Source organism: Ciceribacter sichuanensis, assembly GCF_024055605.1.
Taxonomy (GTDB): Bacteria; Pseudomonadota; Alphaproteobacteria; order Rhizobiales; family Rhizobiaceae; genus Allorhizobium; species Allorhizobium sichuanense.
On the sequence record NZ_JAMXLX010000010.1, the window covers coordinates 151,465 to 169,973 of the forward strand.

18 protein-coding genes are annotated in these 18,509 nt (G+C 60.3%); 3 read left to right on the forward strand and 15 right to left on the reverse strand.

The window, feature by feature from the left end; translation table 11 throughout:
- Positions 1–29 precede the first annotated feature (29 nt).
- The 3 genes from catA (at position 30) to NBH21_RS23105 (ending at position 2,708) form a co-directional block, all read left to right on the forward strand.
- Positions 30–968, forward strand: a complete 939-nt coding sequence (gene catA / locus NBH21_RS23095; protein WP_250913153.1) for a catechol 1,2-dioxygenase — start codon at positions 30–32, stop codon at positions 966–968.
- Between the two features lie 250 nt (positions 969–1,218).
- Positions 1,219–1,446: a helix-turn-helix domain-containing protein gene (locus NBH21_RS23100; RefSeq protein ID WP_250913154.1), complete on the forward strand. Its 228-nt coding sequence runs from the start codon at positions 1,219–1,221 to the stop codon at positions 1,444–1,446.
- Complete coding sequence (locus NBH21_RS23105; RefSeq protein WP_250913155.1) at positions 1,443–2,708, forward strand: type II toxin-antitoxin system HipA family toxin; 1,266 nt, start codon at positions 1,443–1,445, stop codon at positions 2,706–2,708. The genes NBH21_RS23100 and NBH21_RS23105 overlap by 4 nt, the downstream gene beginning before the upstream one ends.
- A 120-nt stretch (positions 2,709–2,828) precedes the next feature.
- Here NBH21_RS23105 and NBH21_RS23110 read toward each other — a convergent pair whose 3' ends face one another.
- The 15 genes from NBH21_RS23110 to NBH21_RS23180 form a co-directional block, all read right to left on the reverse strand.
- A complete protein-coding gene (locus NBH21_RS23110) occupies positions 2,829–4,334 on the reverse strand; it encodes an aldehyde dehydrogenase (protein ID WP_250913156.1) in 1,506 nt (501 codons plus the stop codon).
- A gap of 22 nt (positions 4,335–4,356) precedes the next feature.
- Positions 4,357–5,145 (reverse strand): ABC transporter permease, encoded by a 789-nt coding sequence (locus NBH21_RS23115; RefSeq protein ID WP_250913157.1) that lies wholly within the window; start codon positions 5,143–5,145, stop codon positions 4,357–4,359.
- 10 nt (positions 5,146–5,155) lie between these two features.
- Complete coding sequence (locus tag NBH21_RS23120; protein WP_250913158.1) at positions 5,156–6,025, reverse strand: ABC transporter permease; 870 nt, start codon at positions 6,023–6,025, stop codon at positions 5,156–5,158.
- Positions 6,025–7,116: an ABC transporter ATP-binding protein gene (locus tag NBH21_RS23125; protein ID WP_250913159.1), complete on the reverse strand. Its 1,092-nt coding sequence runs from the start codon at positions 7,114–7,116 to the stop codon at positions 6,025–6,027. The genes NBH21_RS23120 and NBH21_RS23125 overlap by 1 nt, the downstream gene beginning before the upstream one ends.
- Before the next feature lie 79 nt (positions 7,117–7,195).
- Entirely contained in the window at positions 7,196–8,254 is a 1,059-nt protein-coding gene (locus tag NBH21_RS23130) for an ABC transporter substrate-binding protein (RefSeq protein WP_250913160.1), read from the reverse strand.
- A 28-nt stretch (positions 8,255–8,282) separates the two neighbouring features.
- Positions 8,283–9,695 carry a sigma 54-interacting transcriptional regulator gene (locus NBH21_RS23135; protein ID WP_250913161.1) on the reverse strand — a complete coding sequence of 471 codons (1,413 nt, stop codon included), beginning with the start codon at positions 9,693–9,695 and terminating at the stop codon, positions 8,283–8,285.
- On the reverse strand, positions 9,695–10,846 hold the full coding sequence (locus NBH21_RS23140) for a PAS domain-containing protein (protein WP_250913162.1): 1,152 nt from the start codon (positions 10,844–10,846) through the stop codon (positions 9,695–9,697). The genes NBH21_RS23135 and NBH21_RS23140 overlap by 1 nt, the downstream gene beginning before the upstream one ends.
- Positions 10,847–11,387: 541 nt before the next feature.
- Positions 11,388–11,747: a cupin domain-containing protein gene (locus NBH21_RS23145; RefSeq protein WP_250913163.1), complete on the reverse strand. Its 360-nt coding sequence runs from the start codon at positions 11,745–11,747 to the stop codon at positions 11,388–11,390.
- Positions 11,748–11,767: 20 nt separating this feature from the next.
- A complete protein-coding gene (locus tag NBH21_RS23150) occupies positions 11,768–13,153 on the reverse strand; it encodes an NAD(P)/FAD-dependent oxidoreductase (protein WP_250913164.1) in 1,386 nt (461 codons plus the stop codon).
- Between the two features lie 17 nt (positions 13,154–13,170).
- Entirely contained in the window at positions 13,171–14,286 is a 1,116-nt protein-coding gene (locus NBH21_RS23155) for an ABC transporter ATP-binding protein (protein ID WP_250913165.1), read from the reverse strand.
- A 2-nt stretch (positions 14,287–14,288) separates the two neighbouring features.
- A complete protein-coding gene (locus tag NBH21_RS23160) occupies positions 14,289–15,074 on the reverse strand; it encodes an ABC transporter permease (RefSeq protein WP_250913166.1) in 786 nt (261 codons plus the stop codon).
- Between the two features lie 4 nt (positions 15,075–15,078).
- Complete coding sequence (locus NBH21_RS23165; protein WP_250913167.1) at positions 15,079–15,981, reverse strand: ABC transporter permease; 903 nt, start codon at positions 15,979–15,981, stop codon at positions 15,079–15,081.
- Positions 15,982–16,041: 60 nt separating this feature from the next.
- Positions 16,042–17,112 (reverse strand): extracellular solute-binding protein, encoded by a 1,071-nt coding sequence (locus tag NBH21_RS23170; protein WP_250913168.1) that lies wholly within the window; start codon positions 17,110–17,112, stop codon positions 16,042–16,044.
- A gap of 45 nt (positions 17,113–17,157) precedes the next feature.
- Positions 17,158–17,775, reverse strand: coding sequence for a helix-turn-helix domain-containing protein (locus NBH21_RS23175; RefSeq protein WP_250913169.1), 618 nt, complete (start codon positions 17,773–17,775; stop codon positions 17,158–17,160).
- Between the two features lie 550 nt (positions 17,776–18,325).
- Positions 18,326–18,509 (reverse strand): hypothetical protein (locus NBH21_RS23180; protein WP_252759585.1); only part of this gene is annotated, 184 nt, incomplete at its 5' end.

The window sequence follows — 18,509 nt, forward strand, 5'->3', positions numbered from 1 at the left end:
TCCAAGGTAATCCAAGAGGAGGAGTTAACATGAGCGTTACGATTTTCGACAGGCCGGACATCCAGGCATTTCTGAAGGTCCTGAGCGGTCTCGACAATGACGGCGGCAATCCGCGCATGAAAGAGATCATCCACCGGATCATGTCGGACCTGTTCAAGGCCATCGACGACCTGAATATTACGCCCGATGAATACTGGACCGGCATTGCCTGGCTCAACGAACTGGGTGCAGCCGGACAGGCCGGCCTGATTTCGCCGGGTCTCGGTCTTGACCACTTCCTTGATGAACGTCTCGATGCAATCGACGCATCGCTCGGCATCGACAATCCGACCCCGCGTACCATCGAAGGCCCGCTCTACGTGGCTGGTGCCCCGGTTTCTCAAGGGTTTGCCCGTCTCGATGATGGCTCGGACGAAGACGGCCATACGCTGATCATGCATGGCACGGTTTATGGCTCTGACGGCAACCCGTTGCCGGGGGCACAGGTCGAGGTCTGGCACTGCGACACGCGCGGTTTCTATTCCCACTTCGATCCGACCGGCAAGCAGGCCCCATTCAACATGCGCCGCACGATCATTGCGGACGACAAGGGCTGTTACAAGTTCCGGAGCATTCTGCCGAGCGGTTACGGTGTGCCGCCGGGAAGCCCGACCGAAAAGCTGCTTTCGGCCCTTGGTCGCCATGGCCAGCGTCCCGCGCATATCCACTTCTTCATCAGCGCCGATGGTCACCGCAAGCTGACGACCCAGATCAACATCGAAGGCGATCCGCTGATCAACGACGACTTCGCCTATGCAACCCGTGACGGTCTGGTTCCCTCGGTCATCGAGCGGACCGATGAGACGAGCATCCACGCCAATGGCCTGAATGGTCCATTCGCCGAAATCGTGTTCAACGTCCACCTCACCGCTCTGATCGATGGCGTGGACAACCAGGTCAACGAACAGCGCAAGCGCGCTGCGGCATAACTGATCACTGCGCGGTGGCCTCGATTGGGGTCGCCGCCGCCTCTATGTTTAATACACTTGTCATGACCGTTGCTGGAGTCTTCCGACCTAGGTTGAAACGATGGCGGGCATATTCCGTTGAAAGACTTTTTCGTCCCGATCGGTTCGATTTTTGTAACGCGAAAGCTTTAAATGAGAAAATCGTCCCGATCGGTTCTTTTGTTTCCTTTCTAAAGGATATGCAGGTATGATCATCCCGATAGGGGTGATTATGCATATGATTACAGATACCAAGAGCCTCGGCCTGCTGATCCGCCGGGAACGCAAACAACAGGGATTGACGCAGGAACAACTCGCGGGCCTGACGGGCGTCGGCGTTCGCTTCCTGCGTGAGCTGGAAGCTGGCAAGGAAAGCTGTCAGATCGGACGCGCGCTTCAGGTCACCGCCGGCCTTGGCCTTTTCCTTTCGGTTGGCAGTCGCCGGAACTTGGCGTCGTGACGCGCCTTCTCGATGTATATTTTCGGGAAACCAAGGCGGGCGTGCTTAGCCAGCTTGAAGACGGCGTGCTGACCTTTGCCTATGACGGCGCTTATCTCGGACAAGCGCAATCCCGTGCGATTTCCTTTTCGATGCCGTTGCGGGAGGAGCCGTTCGGAGACCAGCTGGTGCGTCCATTCTTCTCCGGACTTCTGCCGGACGAAGGCGCTCGGCAACGTCTGGCCGGGGCGCTTGGCCTTTCGACGGGCAACGCCTTTGGCCTGCTGGAAGTGATTGGTGGGGAATGCGCCGGAGCCTTGTCCCTCTATCCGGCGGGCAGGGCTCCCGAGCCCGCCGAGGATTCCGAAAGCGAAGTTCTCAGCCCGGAACGATTGGACGAAATCCTCGGCAAGCTGCGCTCTCGTCCATTGCTTGGCGGAGAGGAGGGCATTCGCCTGTCGCTCGCCGGTGCTCAGGACAAGCTGGCTGTTATCGTCGATGGTCCCTTCATCGCCCTGGCGAAAGGTGGTCGACCAACCACGCATATCCTGAAGCCCGTCATCCCGGCGCTGGAAGGCACGGTCGAGAATGAGCTCTTCTGCATGCGGCTTGCAGCCCGTCTCGGACTGCCGGTACCCCATGTGGAGATGCGCCGAAGCGGCGCGCTGGCCTTTCTTCTGGTGGAACGTTACGACCGGAAGAGGAGCGCCAATGGTGCGATAGAACGCCTGCATCAGGAGGATTTCTGCCAGGCGCTCAGCGTGCCTCCGGAGCTGAAATATGAATCCGAAGGCGGGCCGGGCACGGAGAGATCCCTTCACCTCCTGGATCGGGCCTGCGCAAGACCCGTAGTTGATCGGCTGCGGTTCATTCGGATGCTGATTTTCCACTACCTTGTGGGAAATGCCGATGCTCACGGAAAGAACTATGCGCTGCTCTACGGCTCCGAGACGCCGGATCTCGCTCCGCTTTACGATGTGCTCTGCACCGCTGTGTATCCACGCCTGTCGAAGAAACTCGCAATGGCTATTGGTGGGCGCAACGTACCCGATACGATCCAGCTGACGCACTGGATGACCCTGGTCCCGGAAACAAGGGCGGCGCAGCGTTTCCTTATCCGCGACATAGCCGATATGGCCGAGACGATCGAGAAGCAAGCGGATGCCCTTATCACCGACTTGGCGCACGAGGGGACCGAACATGCGGTGCTGGGCGCGGTCTCCAAGGTTATCGCAAGCCGCGCCACGCTGTTGAAGCGGCTCACCGAGCAGGTCTCCGGCTAACCTTTCCGCGATCCACGCGCCGGCAGGAGTGGATCAAGACAAGACTAAATCACTGACAACAAGGACTGCCGTGGCACCAAAGCCATTGCTTCGGTGCCACGGCGAACGAGCTTGGGGCGTTCAGCCGAGATTGACCCACACCGACTTCGTCTGGGTATATTGGGTCAGGGCTTCCAGGCATTTGTCACGTCCGTTGCCGGTCTGCTTGTAGCCGCCCCAGATCGAGGTCATGTCGCCATGGTCGAAGCAATTGACCCAGACGACGCCGGCTTCGATATCGCGCGCGAAGATGTGCGCCTTGGAGATGTCACGTGTCCAGATCGAGGCAGCGAGGCCATAGATCGAGTCATTGGCGATCTCGATTGCATCCTCGACGCCATCGACGGGGATAACGGCTGCCACGGGGCCGAAGATCTCTTCCCGGGCGATCTGCATCGTGTTGTTGACGCCGGTGAACAGGGTGGGCTCGACATAGGCGCCGGCAGGGGCTGATGTTAAGGTGCCGCCGCCGAACCTGAGCGAGGCGCCTTCCTTGCGGCCGATGTCGATATAGTTCAGCACACGCTTCTGATGTGATGAGGTAACGAGCGGGCCGATCGTCGTCGACGGATCGAGCGGATCGCCGAGCACGAAGTTTTCCTTCGTCCGGGAGGCAAAGCGCTCGACGAAATCATCATGAATGCGCTTGTCGACCAGGATGCGGGAGCCGGCGTTGCAGACCTCACCCTGGTTGCCGTAGATGCCGTTGACAGCATAGGTGACGGCAGTATCGAGGTCGTCGTAGTCGCCGAGAATGATCTGCGGGGTCTTGCCGCCGCATTCGGTCGTCACACGCTTCATGTTGGACTGGCCGGCATAGATCATCAGCAGTTTGCCGACTTCGGTCGAGCCGGTGAAGCCGATCTTGTCGACGTCGTTGTGCAGCGCCAGCGCCTTGCCCACCTCTTCGCCGAGGCCATGGACGACATTGAGGACACCCGCGGGGCCGCCCGCTTCTATGAAAAGCTCGGCGAGAAGATTGGCCGAAAGCGGCGATTGCTCGGCCGGCTTCAGCACCACGGAATTGCCGGTCGCAAGCGCTGGGCCGAGCTTCCAGGCGGCCATCATCAGCGGATAGTTCCACGGTACGATGATGCCGACGACGCCGAGCGGCTGACGCAGAATATAGTGCAGGGCATTGGCGGCGGTGCTGGTGACGGCGCCTTCGATCTTGTCGATGGTTTCCGCGAAGAATTTCAGGCTGGTGACAGAGCCGGGAATGTCGATGTTCATCATGTCCATCACCGGCTTGCCCATATCGAGGCTATCCAGCACGGCGAATTCCTCGGCATTGGCTTCGATGAGAGCCGAGAACTTCTCAAGCACCGCCATGCGCGCGCGCGGATCCATGCGCGACCACGAGCCCGACTTGAACGCCTTGCGGGCGACCGCAACCGCACGGTTGACCTCCGTTTCGCCACCGCGGGCAACCTCGATGATGGTTTCGCCGGTCGCCGGATTTATGCTCGGGAAGGTGCGTCCGTCGGCAGACGGTACGTAGGTTCCGTCGATGAAATGCTGCGTGCGGAACTTCAGCGCAGAGGCTTTGCCCCGCCAGAAGTCGTGGGTGTAGGTCGATGCATCCATGCTGTTTCTCCCTTTGGATGGACTATGATTGATCGCGTTCGCGCAGCAGCGTGACCGAGAGGATGATGAGGATGAAGGACGCGGCGACGATGACCGTGCCGATTGCGTTGATCTCCGGCGTGATGCCGCGCCGGAGCGTGGAATAGATGTAGATCGGCAGGGTCACTTCACGGCCCGTCAGGAAGTAGGTGACGGGAATTTCGTCGAAGGACAGCGTGAAGCAGAGGAGGGCCGAACCCATGATAGCGCTGCGGATCGCCGGCAGCGTCACCCGGCGGAAGGTTTCGACCGGGGTTGCACCGAGGTCGGCTGATGCCTCGAGCTGGCGGCGATTGATCTTGGCAAGCCGCGCCATCACCTGTGAAACGACGACGCCGAGGAGTGCCGTGGCATGACCGATGACCACGGCCGTCAGGCTCTGCGGAATGCCGATCTGCTTGTAGAAGTTGAGCATCGCGATGCCGGTAACGATGCCCGGCAGGCTGAGCGGTAACAGGATGGCATTCTGGAACAGGCGTTTTCCGGGAAACTCATACCGGTCGAGCGCTAGCGCTGCCGTCACGCCGATGGCGACGCTAAGCGCGGTTGCGAAAAGCGCGACGACAAGGCTGTTCCACAACGCTCGCAGTATCTGGGCGTTTGCCAGAAACGCCTCGTACCAGTGCAGTGTGAAGCCCGCGAGGGGGAAGGACGTCACCTTGCTGTCGTTGAAGGAGAAAATCACCAGTATGACGATCGGCAGGTAGAGAAAGGCGAGCACGCCGAGGCTGACGCCGACCATGCCCTTTTGCCACCATCTCAGAGAATGCATGGTTTTCTCCTCACGTCAGGTCAATATGGCCGGCTCGGTCGAGCCGCGTCGAAATCTGCAGAAGCACGAGCACCAGGATCAGGACGAGCGTCGCGAGCGCGGAGCCAAGCGGCCAGTTGAGCGCCGCGCCGAACTGCGTCTGCAGGAGGTTGGCGACCATGGTGCCATCCGGTCCGCCGACGAGAACCGGGGCAACGAAATCACCGAACGAAAGGCAAAAGGTCATGGTCGAGCCGGCGATCACCCCACCCAGCGAGAGCGGGAAGATCACCTTCCAGAAAGTCATGAAGGGGCCGACGCCGAGATCTTCCGAGGCCTCGATCAACCGGTGTGGAATATTGTCCAGCACCGTGAAAAGCGGCATCACCATGAACGGCACGAAGATGTAGACCAAGGTGATGACCATGGCGGTCTGGTTGTAAAGAAAGATATCGAGCGGGGCATCGACGATGCCGGTCGAAACCAGAAGCGAGTTGAGGGCGCCATCCGTGCCGAGAATGATCTTCCAGGTGTAGGCACGCAGCAGATAGGACACCCAGAGCGGCACGATCACCAGCATGTAGAGCGCATTGCGCAGGGTCGCCGAGCGGACGGTGAACACAAGGAAATAGGCAAGCGGATAACCGAGCAGCAGGGCGCAGACGGTAACGATCAGCGCGATTTTCAGCGTCCGCAGGATGACGGTCGTATACTGCGGATCGGAAAAGATCTGGGCGTAATTGCCAAACTGGAAGTCGGGATAGAAAAGCGGAAACTGGCGTGTCCAGAAGCTGACCGAGATCATGATGCCATAGGGCACGATCAGGAGCAGCAGGACCCAGGCCAGCGGCAGCGAGAAGAGAGCGGCGAAGCCCGGAAATGTCCGATGTGTGATCATCATCAGGCAGCCCCTCCCTCGAAGACCATCACGTCCGCCGGATCGACATAGAATGTCGCCGTCTTGCCAGGGGAGAGGTCCATCGGGACCTCCATGCGTGGCAGTTCCGCAAAGAGCGGTTTGTCGCTCCCGTAAATGCCTAGTTCAACGCGTAGCCGGTCGCCATGGAACAGGCTTTCCAGCACGGTGCAGTCGAGGACATTGAGGCCTTCACCGGGCCTGGTCTGAAGCCGCTCGGGACGGATGCCGATGGTCGCCTTCCCGGCGCTGGAGGAACCGTCACGGCTCGCGCGAAGCATCGTGCCATTGGCGAGACGGAAGGTGATCGCACCGTTCTCCCGACCGGCGATCTCGGCATCGATGAGGTTCGTCGCCCCGATGAAATCGGCGACGTAGGGATTTGCGGGCTTGTCATAGAGTTCGGTGGGAGAGCCGATCTGGGCGATGCGCCCCTGGTTCATCACCACAATCCGGTCGGAGAGCGCCAGCGCTTCGGTCTGGTCGTGGGTGACCATCACGAAGGTGATGCCGAGTTCCCGATGCAGGCGTTTCAGTTCCACCTGCATGCCCTCGCGCAGCTTGACGTCGAGGGCTGATAGCGGTTCGTCCAGCAGGAGAACCCGCGGTCGCCGGACAATCGCACGGGCCATGGCGACGCGCTGGCGCTGGCCGCCGGAAAGCTCGCCCGGGCGACGGCGCGCCATGCCCTCGAGACCGACCATGGCAAGTGCGTCAGCCACGCGCTTGTCGCGTTCGGATTTCGGCAAGTTGTTCGATTTCACGCTGAGCCCGTAGCCGATGTTCTCGGTGACGGTCATATGGGGAAAGAGCGCGTAGTCCTGAAAAACCGTGTTGACCGGCCGGCGATAAGGCGGGCTGGCGGTGACATCGGCGCCATCGATGGAAACACGGCCGGTGCTTGCCTGCTCGAAGCCTCCGATCAGCCTCAGTGTCGTCGTCTTGCCGCAGCCGGAGGGACCGAGCAACGTGACGAATTCTCCTTCGGCGATATCGAGGTCGATGGCGTGCAGCGCCGTGAAAATTCCATAGGTCTTCGTGACGCCGGAGAGCGCCACTATGGGATTGGAAGTCATGCGTTCCCCGCGTGTGTTGGCTTTTTGTCTTGTGGGAGATGCCCCGCCAGAAGGCCGGGGGCATCTCCGCTGGCAAGGATCAGGGGGCGGCCTTCACCGCGTTCCAGACTTCCAGATACTTGTCGAGGTGCTTCGGCTGCTGCCACATGACGAGGCTCTTCACGAACTCGACGTTGTCGACCTGCCGGTCCTTCTTCATCTGCTCGTCCATGCAACCGGCAACGGTCTTCGGATTAACCGGGAAGTAGCCAGTGGATTCGGCAATGCCGCACTGGCCGTCAGCCGATTCCATGAAGGACATGAACTTGTAGGCGCAGTCTTCGTTGGGAGTGTCCTTCACCAGCATCATCGAATCCATCCAGCCCTCGGCCTTTTCCTTCGGCGTGAATTCGACGACCTCGAAGCCCTTCTTCAGGTTGTTGACGTCCTTGCTGGTCAGACCGGTCCAGGCGTTGGAAACGAAGACTTCCTGGTTTGCCATCAGCTCGGTCAGTTCACCGGCCGAGGCCCAGTATTTGCGCACCAGCGGCTTCTGTTCGATGAGCTTGGCCTTGACGGCTTCCAGCTCCTCGTCGGTCAGGTCGAAGACGTTGTTGTAGCCGAGATAGCGGGCGGTCCAGTAGATCGCCGACTTGTCGTCCCACATCGAGATCTTGCCCTTGTTGGCCGGATCGAAGAGGACTCCGATGGAATCGGGTGTGCCGGCGAACTTGTCCGGGCGATAGATCAGCGAGACGGAGCCCCATACCAGCGGAACAGCCCAGGTCGCGTCGTCAGCCACGACATCACCGGACTTGGAGAATTCCGGGTAGATGCCATCGTGGCTCTCAACCTTGGCAGTATCGATCGGCTGGACGAAGCCGGCGAGCCGCATCATCGGCACGGTGTCGAGCGAGGGGGTAATGATGTCGTAGACACCGCCGCCGGCTGCGAGCTTGGCGGCGAAATCGTCGTTCGAGCCGACATAGGAGGCCGTCACCTTGCAGCCCGAAGCGGCTTCGAACTTCGAAATGAATTTCTCCGCCGTATATCCCTCCCAGGTCAGGATGTTCAGTTCGGCGGCAGAGGCTGCAAGGGCCTGTGACACAAGGCTTGCGGTGGTGATTGACAGGATGGTGAATCTGCTGAGTTTTCTCATTCTTATTCCCCTTTTGTGGTTTTGACGCTCATCGTTTCCGTTTCGTCTTCCTGACGAGGGTGGCGATATCGATCCCGAGCGCCTTTGCGGCGCTTCTCTTGCTTCCATTTTCTGCGATGGATTTTTCCAGAACCCAGGTTTCGAAGTCCTGGACCAGATCCTTGAAGCGGGTTGCGGAAGCCTCTGCGGGTTCCTGCATGGGGGCGGCTTTATGGCGGGATGCCGGCGCCCGCAAATCCGGCGCGGGCATCGGTGCAACGAAGTGTTCCGCCCGCGCCACGTCGTCGGCGACCGCTGCTACCCGCTCCAGGATATTGGCCAACTCCCGGACATTGCCGGGATAGGAATGGGCGCGCAGCTTGGCGAGAAATTCGGCGGACAGCCGGAGCTGGGGCTTTCGACCGAGATTGAGGGTGCGAAGGTGATGTTCGATCAGGGCGTCGATCATGCCCGGCTGTTCTCTCAAGGGGGGCAGGTCGAACGGCATGACGGCGATCCGATAGTAGAGATCGCTGCGGAAGGCGCCGGCGGAAACCAGATCGAACAGGTTTTCGTTCGTGGCGGCGATGATCCTGATGCGGGCTTGCCGACGCTGCGCCGATCCCAGTCGGCTGAAGGTCTGGGTTTCGAGGAAGGCGACCAGCCGGGATTGCGCTGCGAGCGAAAGATCGGTCACCTGATCGAGGAAGAGGATGCCGCCATCGGCCGCCTCGACATAGCCGAGCTTGCCGCGGGTCGAGGTATCCATGGCCGATCCCGGTTCTATCCCGAACATCTCGGCGTCGAATTGGGTGTCAGACAAGAGCCCGCACCGGACATGCACGAAGGGAGCGGCGCCGGTCTCGCCGCCGTTTCCGATCAGCCGCGCGATTTCGCTCTTGCCGGTTCCGGTCTCGCCGGTCAGAAGAACATTCGCTCCGCGGTCGAGTGCGGTTTCCGCCTGCCGGATGATCGCGTCGATTTGCGGTGTCCTGACGAAGCTTGCTCTCGTAGTGCCCCCGGCTTCGGCTTCGAAGCGGAAGTTGTCCGAGCCTTCGTTGCGAGAGTGACGGCTGGCCTCGCGCATGGTCAGGAAGGCGCCATAGGCACCGCCATCGGCGGTTCGCAGGATGCTGAGGGTGGCGATGACGCTGCGCTGCGAGTTCAGCGTTCCCGAGACTTCGACACGTTTCAACTGCTGCAGGGCTGCCGAAAGCTTCTGTATCACCGGACCGGCGGTCTTGGCGTGTTTCGTCAGCTCGGAGCCTACCAGATCGCCACGGGCGAGATTGAGCAGGAGTTCGAGCTTGCTGTTAACCAGCTTGATGCGACCGTCCGCTTCGATGAGGGCTGCGCCATCCGGCAGTGCTTCGAGAAACGTTCCGAATTGCGGGTCGTCGATGAAGCCCGGACGAAGGCGGCGATGGGAAAGGCTGGAGACGTCGTTGGCGTAGAACTTCATCACACGGCCTCCTCTGCGAGACGGCGCGTTCGTCGTTTCGTCTTGCGTCGGGCCGTGAGCACGTAGCGCCGGGTTTCGCCTTCCATCAGTGCTGCGCGAAAACGCCAGACATCGCGGCTGTCGTCGGCAGAGATCAAGCCGAGGTCCAGTTCGCTGTCGTCGTCGAGCGTCGCCTGCCGGAGCTTTTCGACGGCATTGCGTGTTTCGATGAACCGCTGGATCGGACGGCCGAGGATCTGATCGGCGCTACGCCCCCACGCGGCTTCCGTGGCGGGATTGGCGGCAAGTACGATGCCCTCTTCCGACATTACCAGAATGGGATCGGGCGTTGCGCTCAGGATATCGAGCATCGTATCGGCGCGGTCGGAAAGCTGCTGCTCCCGCTGAATATAAGGGCCGATATCGCGTGTCGTGCCCCAGAGGCGGATCAGTAATCCGTCCTTGATTGCCGCGCGAAAATCGTTTTCCACGATCATCTCGCTGCCGTCATGGCGGCGGTCCACGGCGGTGGCATGGTCGAGCCGATAGTTGGATCTGACCAGGTCACGGATCATCTGGCGGTTGATGTCGGTGTCGGGGAAATAGCGTGACACCGGCTGGGTGTTGAAGTCGAGGCCTTCCGGCACCCGGTAGAGCCTTGCCATCGCCTCGTTACAGGCACGCCAGCGGCTCTGGTTGGAGAATATCCGTCCGACGATCTCCTCTTGCGCAAGAGAGATATCCACCGGCTCCAGAAAGTCGATGCACCAGCAGGCTTCGGTGGCGGCGCCGATCATCTGGGAGAGGATTTCGACGCGCTCGACCAGTTCCGGGCCGATGTCGAGGACGCTCGGGGAGAGAACCTGCTTGATTACCGCAAGACCCCCTTTGGCGTCGCGGACGGCGCTCGCTACCATCGGGATTTCGCTGTAGCGCGGTGAATTCACCCAGACGGGGAAGCTTGCCTCGGGTGTCTGTTCGCCCCGGGCGATCGCTCGCAGAAGCTGCGCGGAGGTGCTGCTGTAGACGCGTTCGAGTGTCAGGCTGCCGGTCGCTTCGATGCCGAGTTCGCGAGCCTCGAAGTCGTTGATCGCGGAGATATGCCCATCCCCATCGATCCAATCGATCATGAGGGTGTCGAACTCGGAAATGGACAGCGTCGATTTGGTCATTGTGTGGTCCTGCTGTTGAAGGATTGCCTCCTTCCGACAGCGGCTGGCTGCGATAACGCAGCAATCCAGCCACAAGGGGAAATCGGCGCAATCCGGAAACCGGAGTGATGACTTAAAAAAGAGTTTCGGAGAGAAATAATAGGCAAATACGCATCGATTTGCTGCAGTATTGCGTATTTCTGATTGCCATTAGAGGCGATATTTCGCCTTCCGCTTGATGGGTAGCGGAGCAGAGAGGAGGCCCACGGTCAGATGCGAGAGTTTTTCGCTTCTGGCGCAGGTTCCTGCTCAGTACTATTTGGCTTGATTGTCGGCTCTTAGGGAGCCTGGGAGTGAGGGGAGGGCCCACTTTCGAAAAGCGGCGCAACGACCCTATGAGCCGGACGTCTGTTCCCGGTCACTCATTTTTTGACGACGGTACTCAATGGCGGTCAGCCGGCGCGAGAAGGCCGGCTGACCGAGGCTGTTATGTTCACTCCATGCCGAGAAGTTTGCCCGGAAAAGATTCGGTCTCGGAGAGAAAATCGCCGGATTTCGACGATTACACGCCTTCATCGATCATGGTGTAGATCTTGCGGGTTTGTTCATGAATGGTCCATTCGCCCCGCCAGCCGATAGGTAGCACGAACATTTCTCCAGCGCCGATCTTTTGCTCGGTGCCGTCGCTATTGTGCAGGGTCACACTGCCGGACAGCAGATGGCAGATTTCGGAGTTTTTGCTGCGATCTGCGGTGAAGCGGCCGGGTGTGCATTCCCATATACCGGTTTCCAGCTTGCCATTCGGGCTGGTCCAGAGCACGACAGCAGCCTCCTGCTGGTCTCCCTCGATCGAGGTGGGTTTCGGCTCAAAGGCCCCGATGTCGAGGCTGAGAAGGTCGCCGAAATTCTCGAAACTGATCATGAAATTATCCTTTGCAAGGCTCAGTGGCCGGTAATGCTGTCGGCAATGGCCGCGAGCTTGGAGGTGTGTGGCAGGCCGGCAAACTCGCGTTTGTCGGCCATGCTGTAGAGTTGGTACATGGAATGTACGCCAAGCCAGCGGAACGGTTCCGGCTCCCATTCGCGTACGGTACGGTTGACCCAAGGAAGACCGGTCAGCTCCGTATCGCGGTTCAGGATCAGGTCGGAAAGTGTGCGACCGGCAAGGTTGGAGCTGGAGACGCCGAGACCGACATAGCCGCCCGCCCAGCCGATGCCGGTGGAGCGATCGAACCCGGCCGTCGTGCACCAGTCGCGCGGTACGCCGAGCACGCCGCACCAGGCATGATCGATCTTCAGCGATTTGGTCTGGGGCAGGAGGCGGGTCAGGATGCCGTAAAGCTGGTCGATGGTCGCCTGCTGCGTCTGGCCGTTGACGTCCGTCTTCGATCCGTAACGGTAAGGCACACCGCGTCCACCCATGGTGATGCGGCCTTCCCGGGTGCGCTGGGCGTAGCAATAGGCATGCGCCGCGTCGCCGAGCAGTTCATGACCTTCCCAGCCGATTTCGCGCCAGAGATCTTCCGGCACGGGTTCCGTGACGATCTGTGCGCTGTTCAGCGCCAGCCAGGTACGCTCGAAACCGGGCAGGCCTGCGGAAAAGCCTTCGGTCGCGCGAATGATGACGGGAGCACGTACTGTACCGCGATCCGTCTCGACGCGGCCCTTCTCGAAGCGGGTGACGGTCGTGCCCTCGTAGATCGACGCCCCCAGTTCCTCCACGACCTGGGCAAGGCCGCGCACCAGCTTGGCCGGCTGTACCCGCGCCATTCCGCGGTAGGAAACAGCACCTTGAACATTGGCGAGGCGAATACGAGCAGCAGCCTGTTCCCCGGACAGGAACTGTATGCGTTCCGGCGACACCTGCCAGTCGAGGGCATATTGGTACTCTTCGCGTATCCGCTCCATCTGGGCCGTATTGGTGGCGGCGATGAGATTGTCGACGCGGATGAGATCGGCGTCTATGCCCTCCGCCTTGGTGACGCGCTCGACTTCATCAACCGTACCGGCCATGGCGTTCTGCATATCGACCACGGCGCCGCGACCGGAGGTCTTTTCGTATTTTTCCCGCGACCAACTGAAGCCGCCGGAAAGCCAGCCGCCATTGCGCCCGGAGGCGCCGAAGCCTGCGAATTCCCGTTCGATGATGACGACGTCGAGCGAAGGGTTGGCCTTCTTCAGATAATAGGCGGTCCAAAGGCCCGTATAGCCCGCGCCGATGATGCAGACGTCGGCCTCCCGATCTCCGGGCAGGGGAGGGCGCTTCTCCGGAATACCGCCGATATCGGCATACCAGAACGAGATGTTACCGTTGGTCTTGATATCCATGGGGGATGCTTTCTGGTTCAGGTCAGCGTCACGTCGGCGCTGGCATCATCGGGCAGGAGAATGAGATCGGTGGGGAGGAAGGCGATGTCGACGGCATCGCCGATGGAAAAATCGGACGCGCCGAGGGGGCAGCGAACGACAGCGATCGTCCCGTCTGCGAGCCGCACTTCGTACTTCGAGCCGGAACCCAGGTAAATAGCTTCGACGACATTGCCGGAAAGGCGGTTTTCGGTGCTGCTGGTTTCCATGCCGGGCCGTTTCAGCGCCACGCGTTCGGGACGAACAAGCATGACCGGGCGGGCATCACCGGCAATCCGGCCATGGGCGACGATCCTTTGATCGCCGATGGTCATTACCGTCTTGCCGTCCGAAATCTCGGTCTTTCCACGTAGAACGGTGGATTCACCGATGAACCGACCTACGAAGAGCGTCGCCGGGCTGTCATAGAGTTCGCGGCCCGTGCCGATCTGCTCGATGCGTCCGCCATTGAACACGGCGATGCGGTCGGAGAGCACCAGTGCCTCCTCCTGGTCGTGGGTGACGTAGACGAATGTGGTGCCGAGTTCACGGTGAATGCGCTTGATCTCGAGTTGCAACCATTCGCGCAGCTTCTTGTCGAGCGCGCCAAGCGGTTCGTCCATCAGCAGCAAAGGCGGATCGAAAACCAGCGCGCGCGCAAGCGCCACACGCTGCTGCTGGCCGCCGGAAAGCTCGTTGGGATAGCGATGAGCGAAATCCGCCATCTTCACCATGTCGAGAGCCCGTTTTACGCGGGCGTCGCGATCCTTACCCTTGATCCCGCGAAGCGTCAGCGGATAGGCCACGTTCTTGCCGACCGTCATGTGTGGGAAGAGCGCATAGTGCTGGAAAACGACGCCGATATTCCGCTTGTGCGAGGGCAGGCCAGTAACACTCTTGCCGCCGATTTCGAGAGCGCCTGAACTGATGTCGGTAAACCCTGCGATGAGGTTCAGCGTTGTCGTCTTGCCGGAGCCGGAGGGGCCAAGCAGCGTCATGAACTCGCCGGGACGGATATGGAGGTCGATGTCGTTCAAGGCGGTAAACGCGCCATAGCGTTTTGTCGCCTTGCGGATTTCGATCGCGGCGCCGGCCGATCGTTGGGGTGCTGTCATGGTCAGGTCCTTCCGCGGTGCATGCCGAACAGCAGGCCGGCGATGATGATGAGCGACGTTGCGAAAAACAGCAGCGTGCCAACGGCCGCAACGGTCGGGTCGGCGTCGCGGGTGATGGAGGTGTAGATCTGCACCGGCAGGGTTTTGAGATACGGGCTGGTGATGAAGAGAGCCACGATGATCTCGTCGAACGAGGTGATGAAGGCGAAGAGCGCACCCGAGAGGATGCCCGGCAGGATCAGCGGCAGCGTTACGGTGCGGAACACCGTCAGCCGTCCGGCTCCGAGGCTGGCGGCCGCTGTTTCCAGTCGTCGATCGAAGACTTCGAGGCTGGCCTGTACTGCGATCAGCACGAAGGGGATGGCGAGCATCGTATGGGCCAGAACGAAACCGGTGACAGTGCCAACGAGATGGGCGTCGAGATAGACCGCATAGATGCCGATCGCCAGAACGACACCGGGCACGACCATCGGCGTGATCAGGAGTGCGCGTAGCAATCCGCCGACGCGGGCGGCGGCTCTCGTGATGCCGAAGGCGGCAAGTGTGCCGATCACGGTTGCCACCACTGCGACGATGAGCGCGATAACAAGAGAATTGGAGAAGCTCGTCGTCCAGTCCGGGTTGCGGAAGAAGTTTTCATACCATTGCCAGGAGAAGCCGACCGGAGGGAAGGCGAGCGACTTGTTGCCGTTGAAGGACATCGGGATCACGACCAGCGTCGGCGCAAGCAGCAGGACAGCGACCAGAAGGCAGAAAAGGCCAAGGAGAATGCGGGAGAGGGGCGGCATCTCGTTACGTCTCCCTGCGCGAGGCGGTGTGCTTCTGGCGCATCAATGGAGCGGCCATGGCGAGAAGTACGAAGGTCGCGACCAGAAGGACGACGCCCATGGCGCCGCCGCGGCCCCAGTTGAGAAGGCTCAGCACCTGGTTCTGCACGAGCGAGGACAGCATGGTGCTGCGCGGTCCACCGAGCAGGGCGGGCGTGATGTAGAAACCAAGCGACAGGATGAAGACGATGATGGCGCCCGCATAGACACCGGGAAGCGATAGCGGCACATAGATCTGCAGAAACGCTCTCCACGGTTTTGCGCCAAGGCTGCGGGCGGCCTGCAAGAGGCGCGTGTCTATACCCTTCATTACCGAGTAGATCGGCAGGATCATGAAGGGCAGCAGCACCTGCGTCATGCCAATGATGACGCCGGGCAGGGTGCGGATCAGCTTGACGGGCGAAAGACCGAGGTTGCGCAGGAAGGAATTGATGACACCGGAATCCTGCAGCAGGATGACCCAGGCGAGCGTGCGCACCACGCCGCTGAGCCAGAAGGGCACGAGCACGCAAAGGATAAGCAGAAGCCGCACGTTCTTGCCGACGATCGTCATGGCGTAGGCATAGGGGTAGGCGCAAATGAGGGAAACAAGCGTTACCCAGGCCGCGACGACAAAGGTCCGTTGCAGCACCGTGCGGTTTACTGCGGACTGGAAGAACCAGACGTAATTGTCGATACCCGGCGCGGGGTCGACGAAAGAGCGCCAGACAACAATGCTCAAGGGGTAGGCGAGGGCGGCAACAAGCACCAGCACGGCCGGCGCTGCAAGCCAGATCGCGCCGCGAGGCCGAAAACGTGAAAGCAGGGCAGGCCGGCCGGAGCCGGCGGCAGGGCCGGTCCGCAAGCCTTTATCGGGCGTGGTGGTCATGGACATCTCCCGTGTTGGAGACAGGCCCGACTGGTGCCGGGCCTGCGGTCAATCAGCGGCTCAGTTGCCCGAAAGAAGCGTGGTCCACTTCTCGGCGGCGAGGTCGAAGTTTTTCACCCAGAACGGAATGTTCTGCTGGTAGCCCTGTGCGATCCGCTCAGGCGTGCTGGTGAGGAAGGCGGCCGTCGCATCGTCAACCTTCGGCTTGGCGTCCATGTTGATCGGCGTGTAGGAGGTCTTTTCGGTGAGGATCGCCTGGGCGTTCGCACCGAGATAGGCGTTGAGCAGCGCATAGGCCGCATCTGTGTCCTTGACACCGACCGGAATGGTCATCTGGTCCATGACGACGAGCCAATCCTGCCAGACCGGCGTGTATTTCGCGCCGTTCTTCACGGCGGTCATGGCGCGGCCGGTCCACATCATCACCATGTCGGCTTCGCCGGACTCGGCGAGCTGCTGGGATTCCGCGCCGGTCTTCCAGTAGATCGTGTCTGGACCCAGATCGCGCAGCTTCTGGATGCCCTTTTCGATGTCCTCCGGCGTCATCGCCTTCGGATCGCCGCCGGTTGCCTTGAAAGCCTGTTCGATCAGGCCACCGACGGGATCGCCGGAGCCATCGATAGCGCGTATGCCCGGAAACTTTTCGGTATCGAAGAAATCGGCCCAGCTCTTCGGCGGATTATCCTTATAGGTCTCGTTCTTGTACATGAGAACGACGCCGTAGTTCATCGCCGGAACCGAGCACTCGCCAACCTGGCCGGGCGGGATCTTGGAGACGTCGAGCTTGGAAAGGTCGAGTTTCTGGAACAGCGTGCCGCAATGGACATAAGGCGGAAGATCGGCGGTATCGACCACATCCCAGGTGACGTTGCCGGCATCGACCTGCGCCTTCAGCTTGGCGATTTCGGTCGGGCCGTCGTTCAGCAGCATCACGCCCGATTTATCGACGAATTCCTTGAGGGCGGCGACCTGGCCGTCCTGATAGATGCCGCCATAGGAGACGAAGGTCAGCGTCTTGCCTTTGAGCGAACCTTCCTTCACTTCGCCGGCGACCGGCTTTTCCTGTGCGAATGCCGGCAAGGCCAGGGCGCACGTCATCGTTAGGGCCAGAGCCCTCGCAAATTTCTTCATCGTTGTTACTCCCAGTAACGCTCGTTTCCGTTGTTCCCGCCGCGGCTACGAGCCGGACCGTGGCAGGTATTTGTCCAGGTCATCAGCGACGCTGGTCGGCGGCGCGATCATCCAGATGACTTCAGCCAGTTCCCTGCCGATATTTACGGTCTTGTGTGGAACCGACGTCGGATATTCGATGCTATCGCCTGCCGACAGCACATGGCGTTCCTCGCCGAGGGTGAGTTCGACCTCACCACGGATGACGAAGAAGAGTTCCTGCGAATCCCCGTGGCTATAGGGCTTGTCGCCCGTGGAACCACCTGGATCGAATTCACCAATATAGACTTCCATGTCGCGGATTGGTCGCCGCGAGAGAAGCATCTTGCGATAGCCCTCGGCCGGCGGAAGGGCCGGTCGCTCATGCTTGCGTAGAACTCGGCCAACCGTCGGCCCTGCCTCTTCGAACAGGTCGGTGAGACTAATCCCCAGCGCGCCGGCAATACGTATCAGCGTGCTGGTATTGACGCCGCTCAAGCCGCGCTCGAGCTGGCTCAGAAAACTTGCGGTCGTCCCCGTGGCATCTCCCAAAGCTCTGAGGGACATGCGACGAGCAGTGCGGAAAGCCTTGACCTTCTCGCCAATGAGAGCCTGCTTTCTTGTCTCGACTGCGATGTCGTCCATGGCGCGACCCCTTCACTTAACATCATATTAAGTGAATTCGGGCTTGGCAATCGGAATTCAGGGTGATTGCTCTTTTTTCGAGGCGGCAGGTGTAGACACGGCGCAGTTTGCAATCGTCGGGTGCCAACGTGCGGAAATGCGGGGTGGTGGTTTTGCTCCTTGTCAGGGCGGTCGCATGAGAACGGATCGCCCTCCTATTAATAAGTCCGATGATGACAGATCCCGGGGCCGCGGTATGGCGTGCCATCAAGCCGTGATGATCGAGCGACCGTATTCAACAAGGATGTGCAGGACCTGTATTAATGAGGATCCCGTCTTTAGAGGTCTCTCGACCGATATGAAGCGTTGCCCTTCTGAATTCCGAATTCGTGCGAGCCACGACACGCGGCGCGCCGATAGCTTTCGTTCGACACCCGGAGTGATGCATCGTCCGAATGAGGGAGCTGCAGACTGACTTGGTGACCCGTTTAGGGTCTTGGATGGCGATCTGGACCAGTCTCTCTAGAGGAGTTGGCTTTCGAGCGTCGTTTCCCGGTGATCTTCCTGTGTTTTAGCTCGCTGCTTTGATGGTTTTGCGTGTCTGCCTGTCCTGATTTTGAGAATATCTTTTATAATCAATGTGTTGTGTGATTTTTGTAATTTTTGTGATAGATGGTGTTGACTTGATTGAGGGGGTGGGATTATACATCCGCTCACTGACGAGGGCGGCGGCGCTGCTGGCGACGAAGTCTCTC

Excerpts from the sequence above, each read along its gene's own strand:
- NBH21_RS23130 (WP_250913160.1), bottom strand. The coding sequence starts at position 8,254 with ATGAGAAAACTCAGCAGATTCACCATCCTGTCAATCACCACCGCAAGC.
- NBH21_RS23110 (WP_250913156.1), bottom strand. The coding sequence starts at position 4,334 with ATGGATGCATCGACCTACACCCACGACTTCTGGCGGGGCAAAGCCTCT.
- NBH21_RS23175 (WP_250913169.1), bottom strand. The coding sequence starts at position 17,775 with ATGGACGACATCGCAGTCGAGACAAGAAAGCAGGCTCTCATTGGCGAG.
- NBH21_RS23150 (WP_250913164.1), bottom strand. The coding sequence starts at position 13,153 with ATGGATATCAAGACCAACGGTAACATCTCGTTCTGGTATGCCGATATC.
- NBH21_RS23135 (WP_250913161.1), bottom strand. The coding sequence starts at position 9,695 with ATGAAGTTCTACGCCAACGACGTCTCCAGCCTTTCCCATCGCCGCCTT.
- NBH21_RS23100 (WP_250913154.1), top strand. The coding sequence starts at position 1,219 with ATGCATATGATTACAGATACCAAGAGCCTCGGCCTGCTGATCCGCCGG.
- NBH21_RS23170 (WP_250913168.1), bottom strand. The coding sequence starts at position 17,112 with ATGAAGAAATTTGCGAGGGCTCTGGCCCTAACGATGACGTGCGCCCTG.
- NBH21_RS23160 (WP_250913166.1), bottom strand. The coding sequence starts at position 15,074 with ATGCCGCCCCTCTCCCGCATTCTCCTTGGCCTTTTCTGCCTTCTGGTC.
- NBH21_RS23140 (WP_250913162.1), bottom strand. The coding sequence starts at position 10,846 with ATGACCAAATCGACGCTGTCCATTTCCGAGTTCGACACCCTCATGATC.
- NBH21_RS23125 (WP_250913159.1), bottom strand. The coding sequence starts at position 7,116 with ATGACTTCCAATCCCATAGTGGCGCTCTCCGGCGTCACGAAGACCTAT.
- NBH21_RS23145 (WP_250913163.1), bottom strand. The coding sequence starts at position 11,747 with ATGATCAGTTTCGAGAATTTCGGCGACCTTCTCAGCCTCGACATCGGG.
- NBH21_RS23165 (WP_250913167.1), bottom strand. The coding sequence starts at position 15,981 with ATGACCACCACGCCCGATAAAGGCTTGCGGACCGGCCCTGCCGCCGGC.
- NBH21_RS23120 (WP_250913158.1), bottom strand. The coding sequence starts at position 6,025 with ATGATGATCACACATCGGACATTTCCGGGCTTCGCCGCTCTCTTCTCG.
- NBH21_RS23115 (WP_250913157.1), bottom strand. The coding sequence starts at position 5,145 with ATGCATTCTCTGAGATGGTGGCAAAAGGGCATGGTCGGCGTCAGCCTC.
- NBH21_RS23155 (WP_250913165.1), bottom strand. The coding sequence starts at position 14,286 with ATGACAGCACCCCAACGATCGGCCGGCGCCGCGATCGAAATCCGCAAG.
- catA (WP_250913153.1), top strand. The coding sequence starts at position 30 with ATGAGCGTTACGATTTTCGACAGGCCGGACATCCAGGCATTTCTGAAG.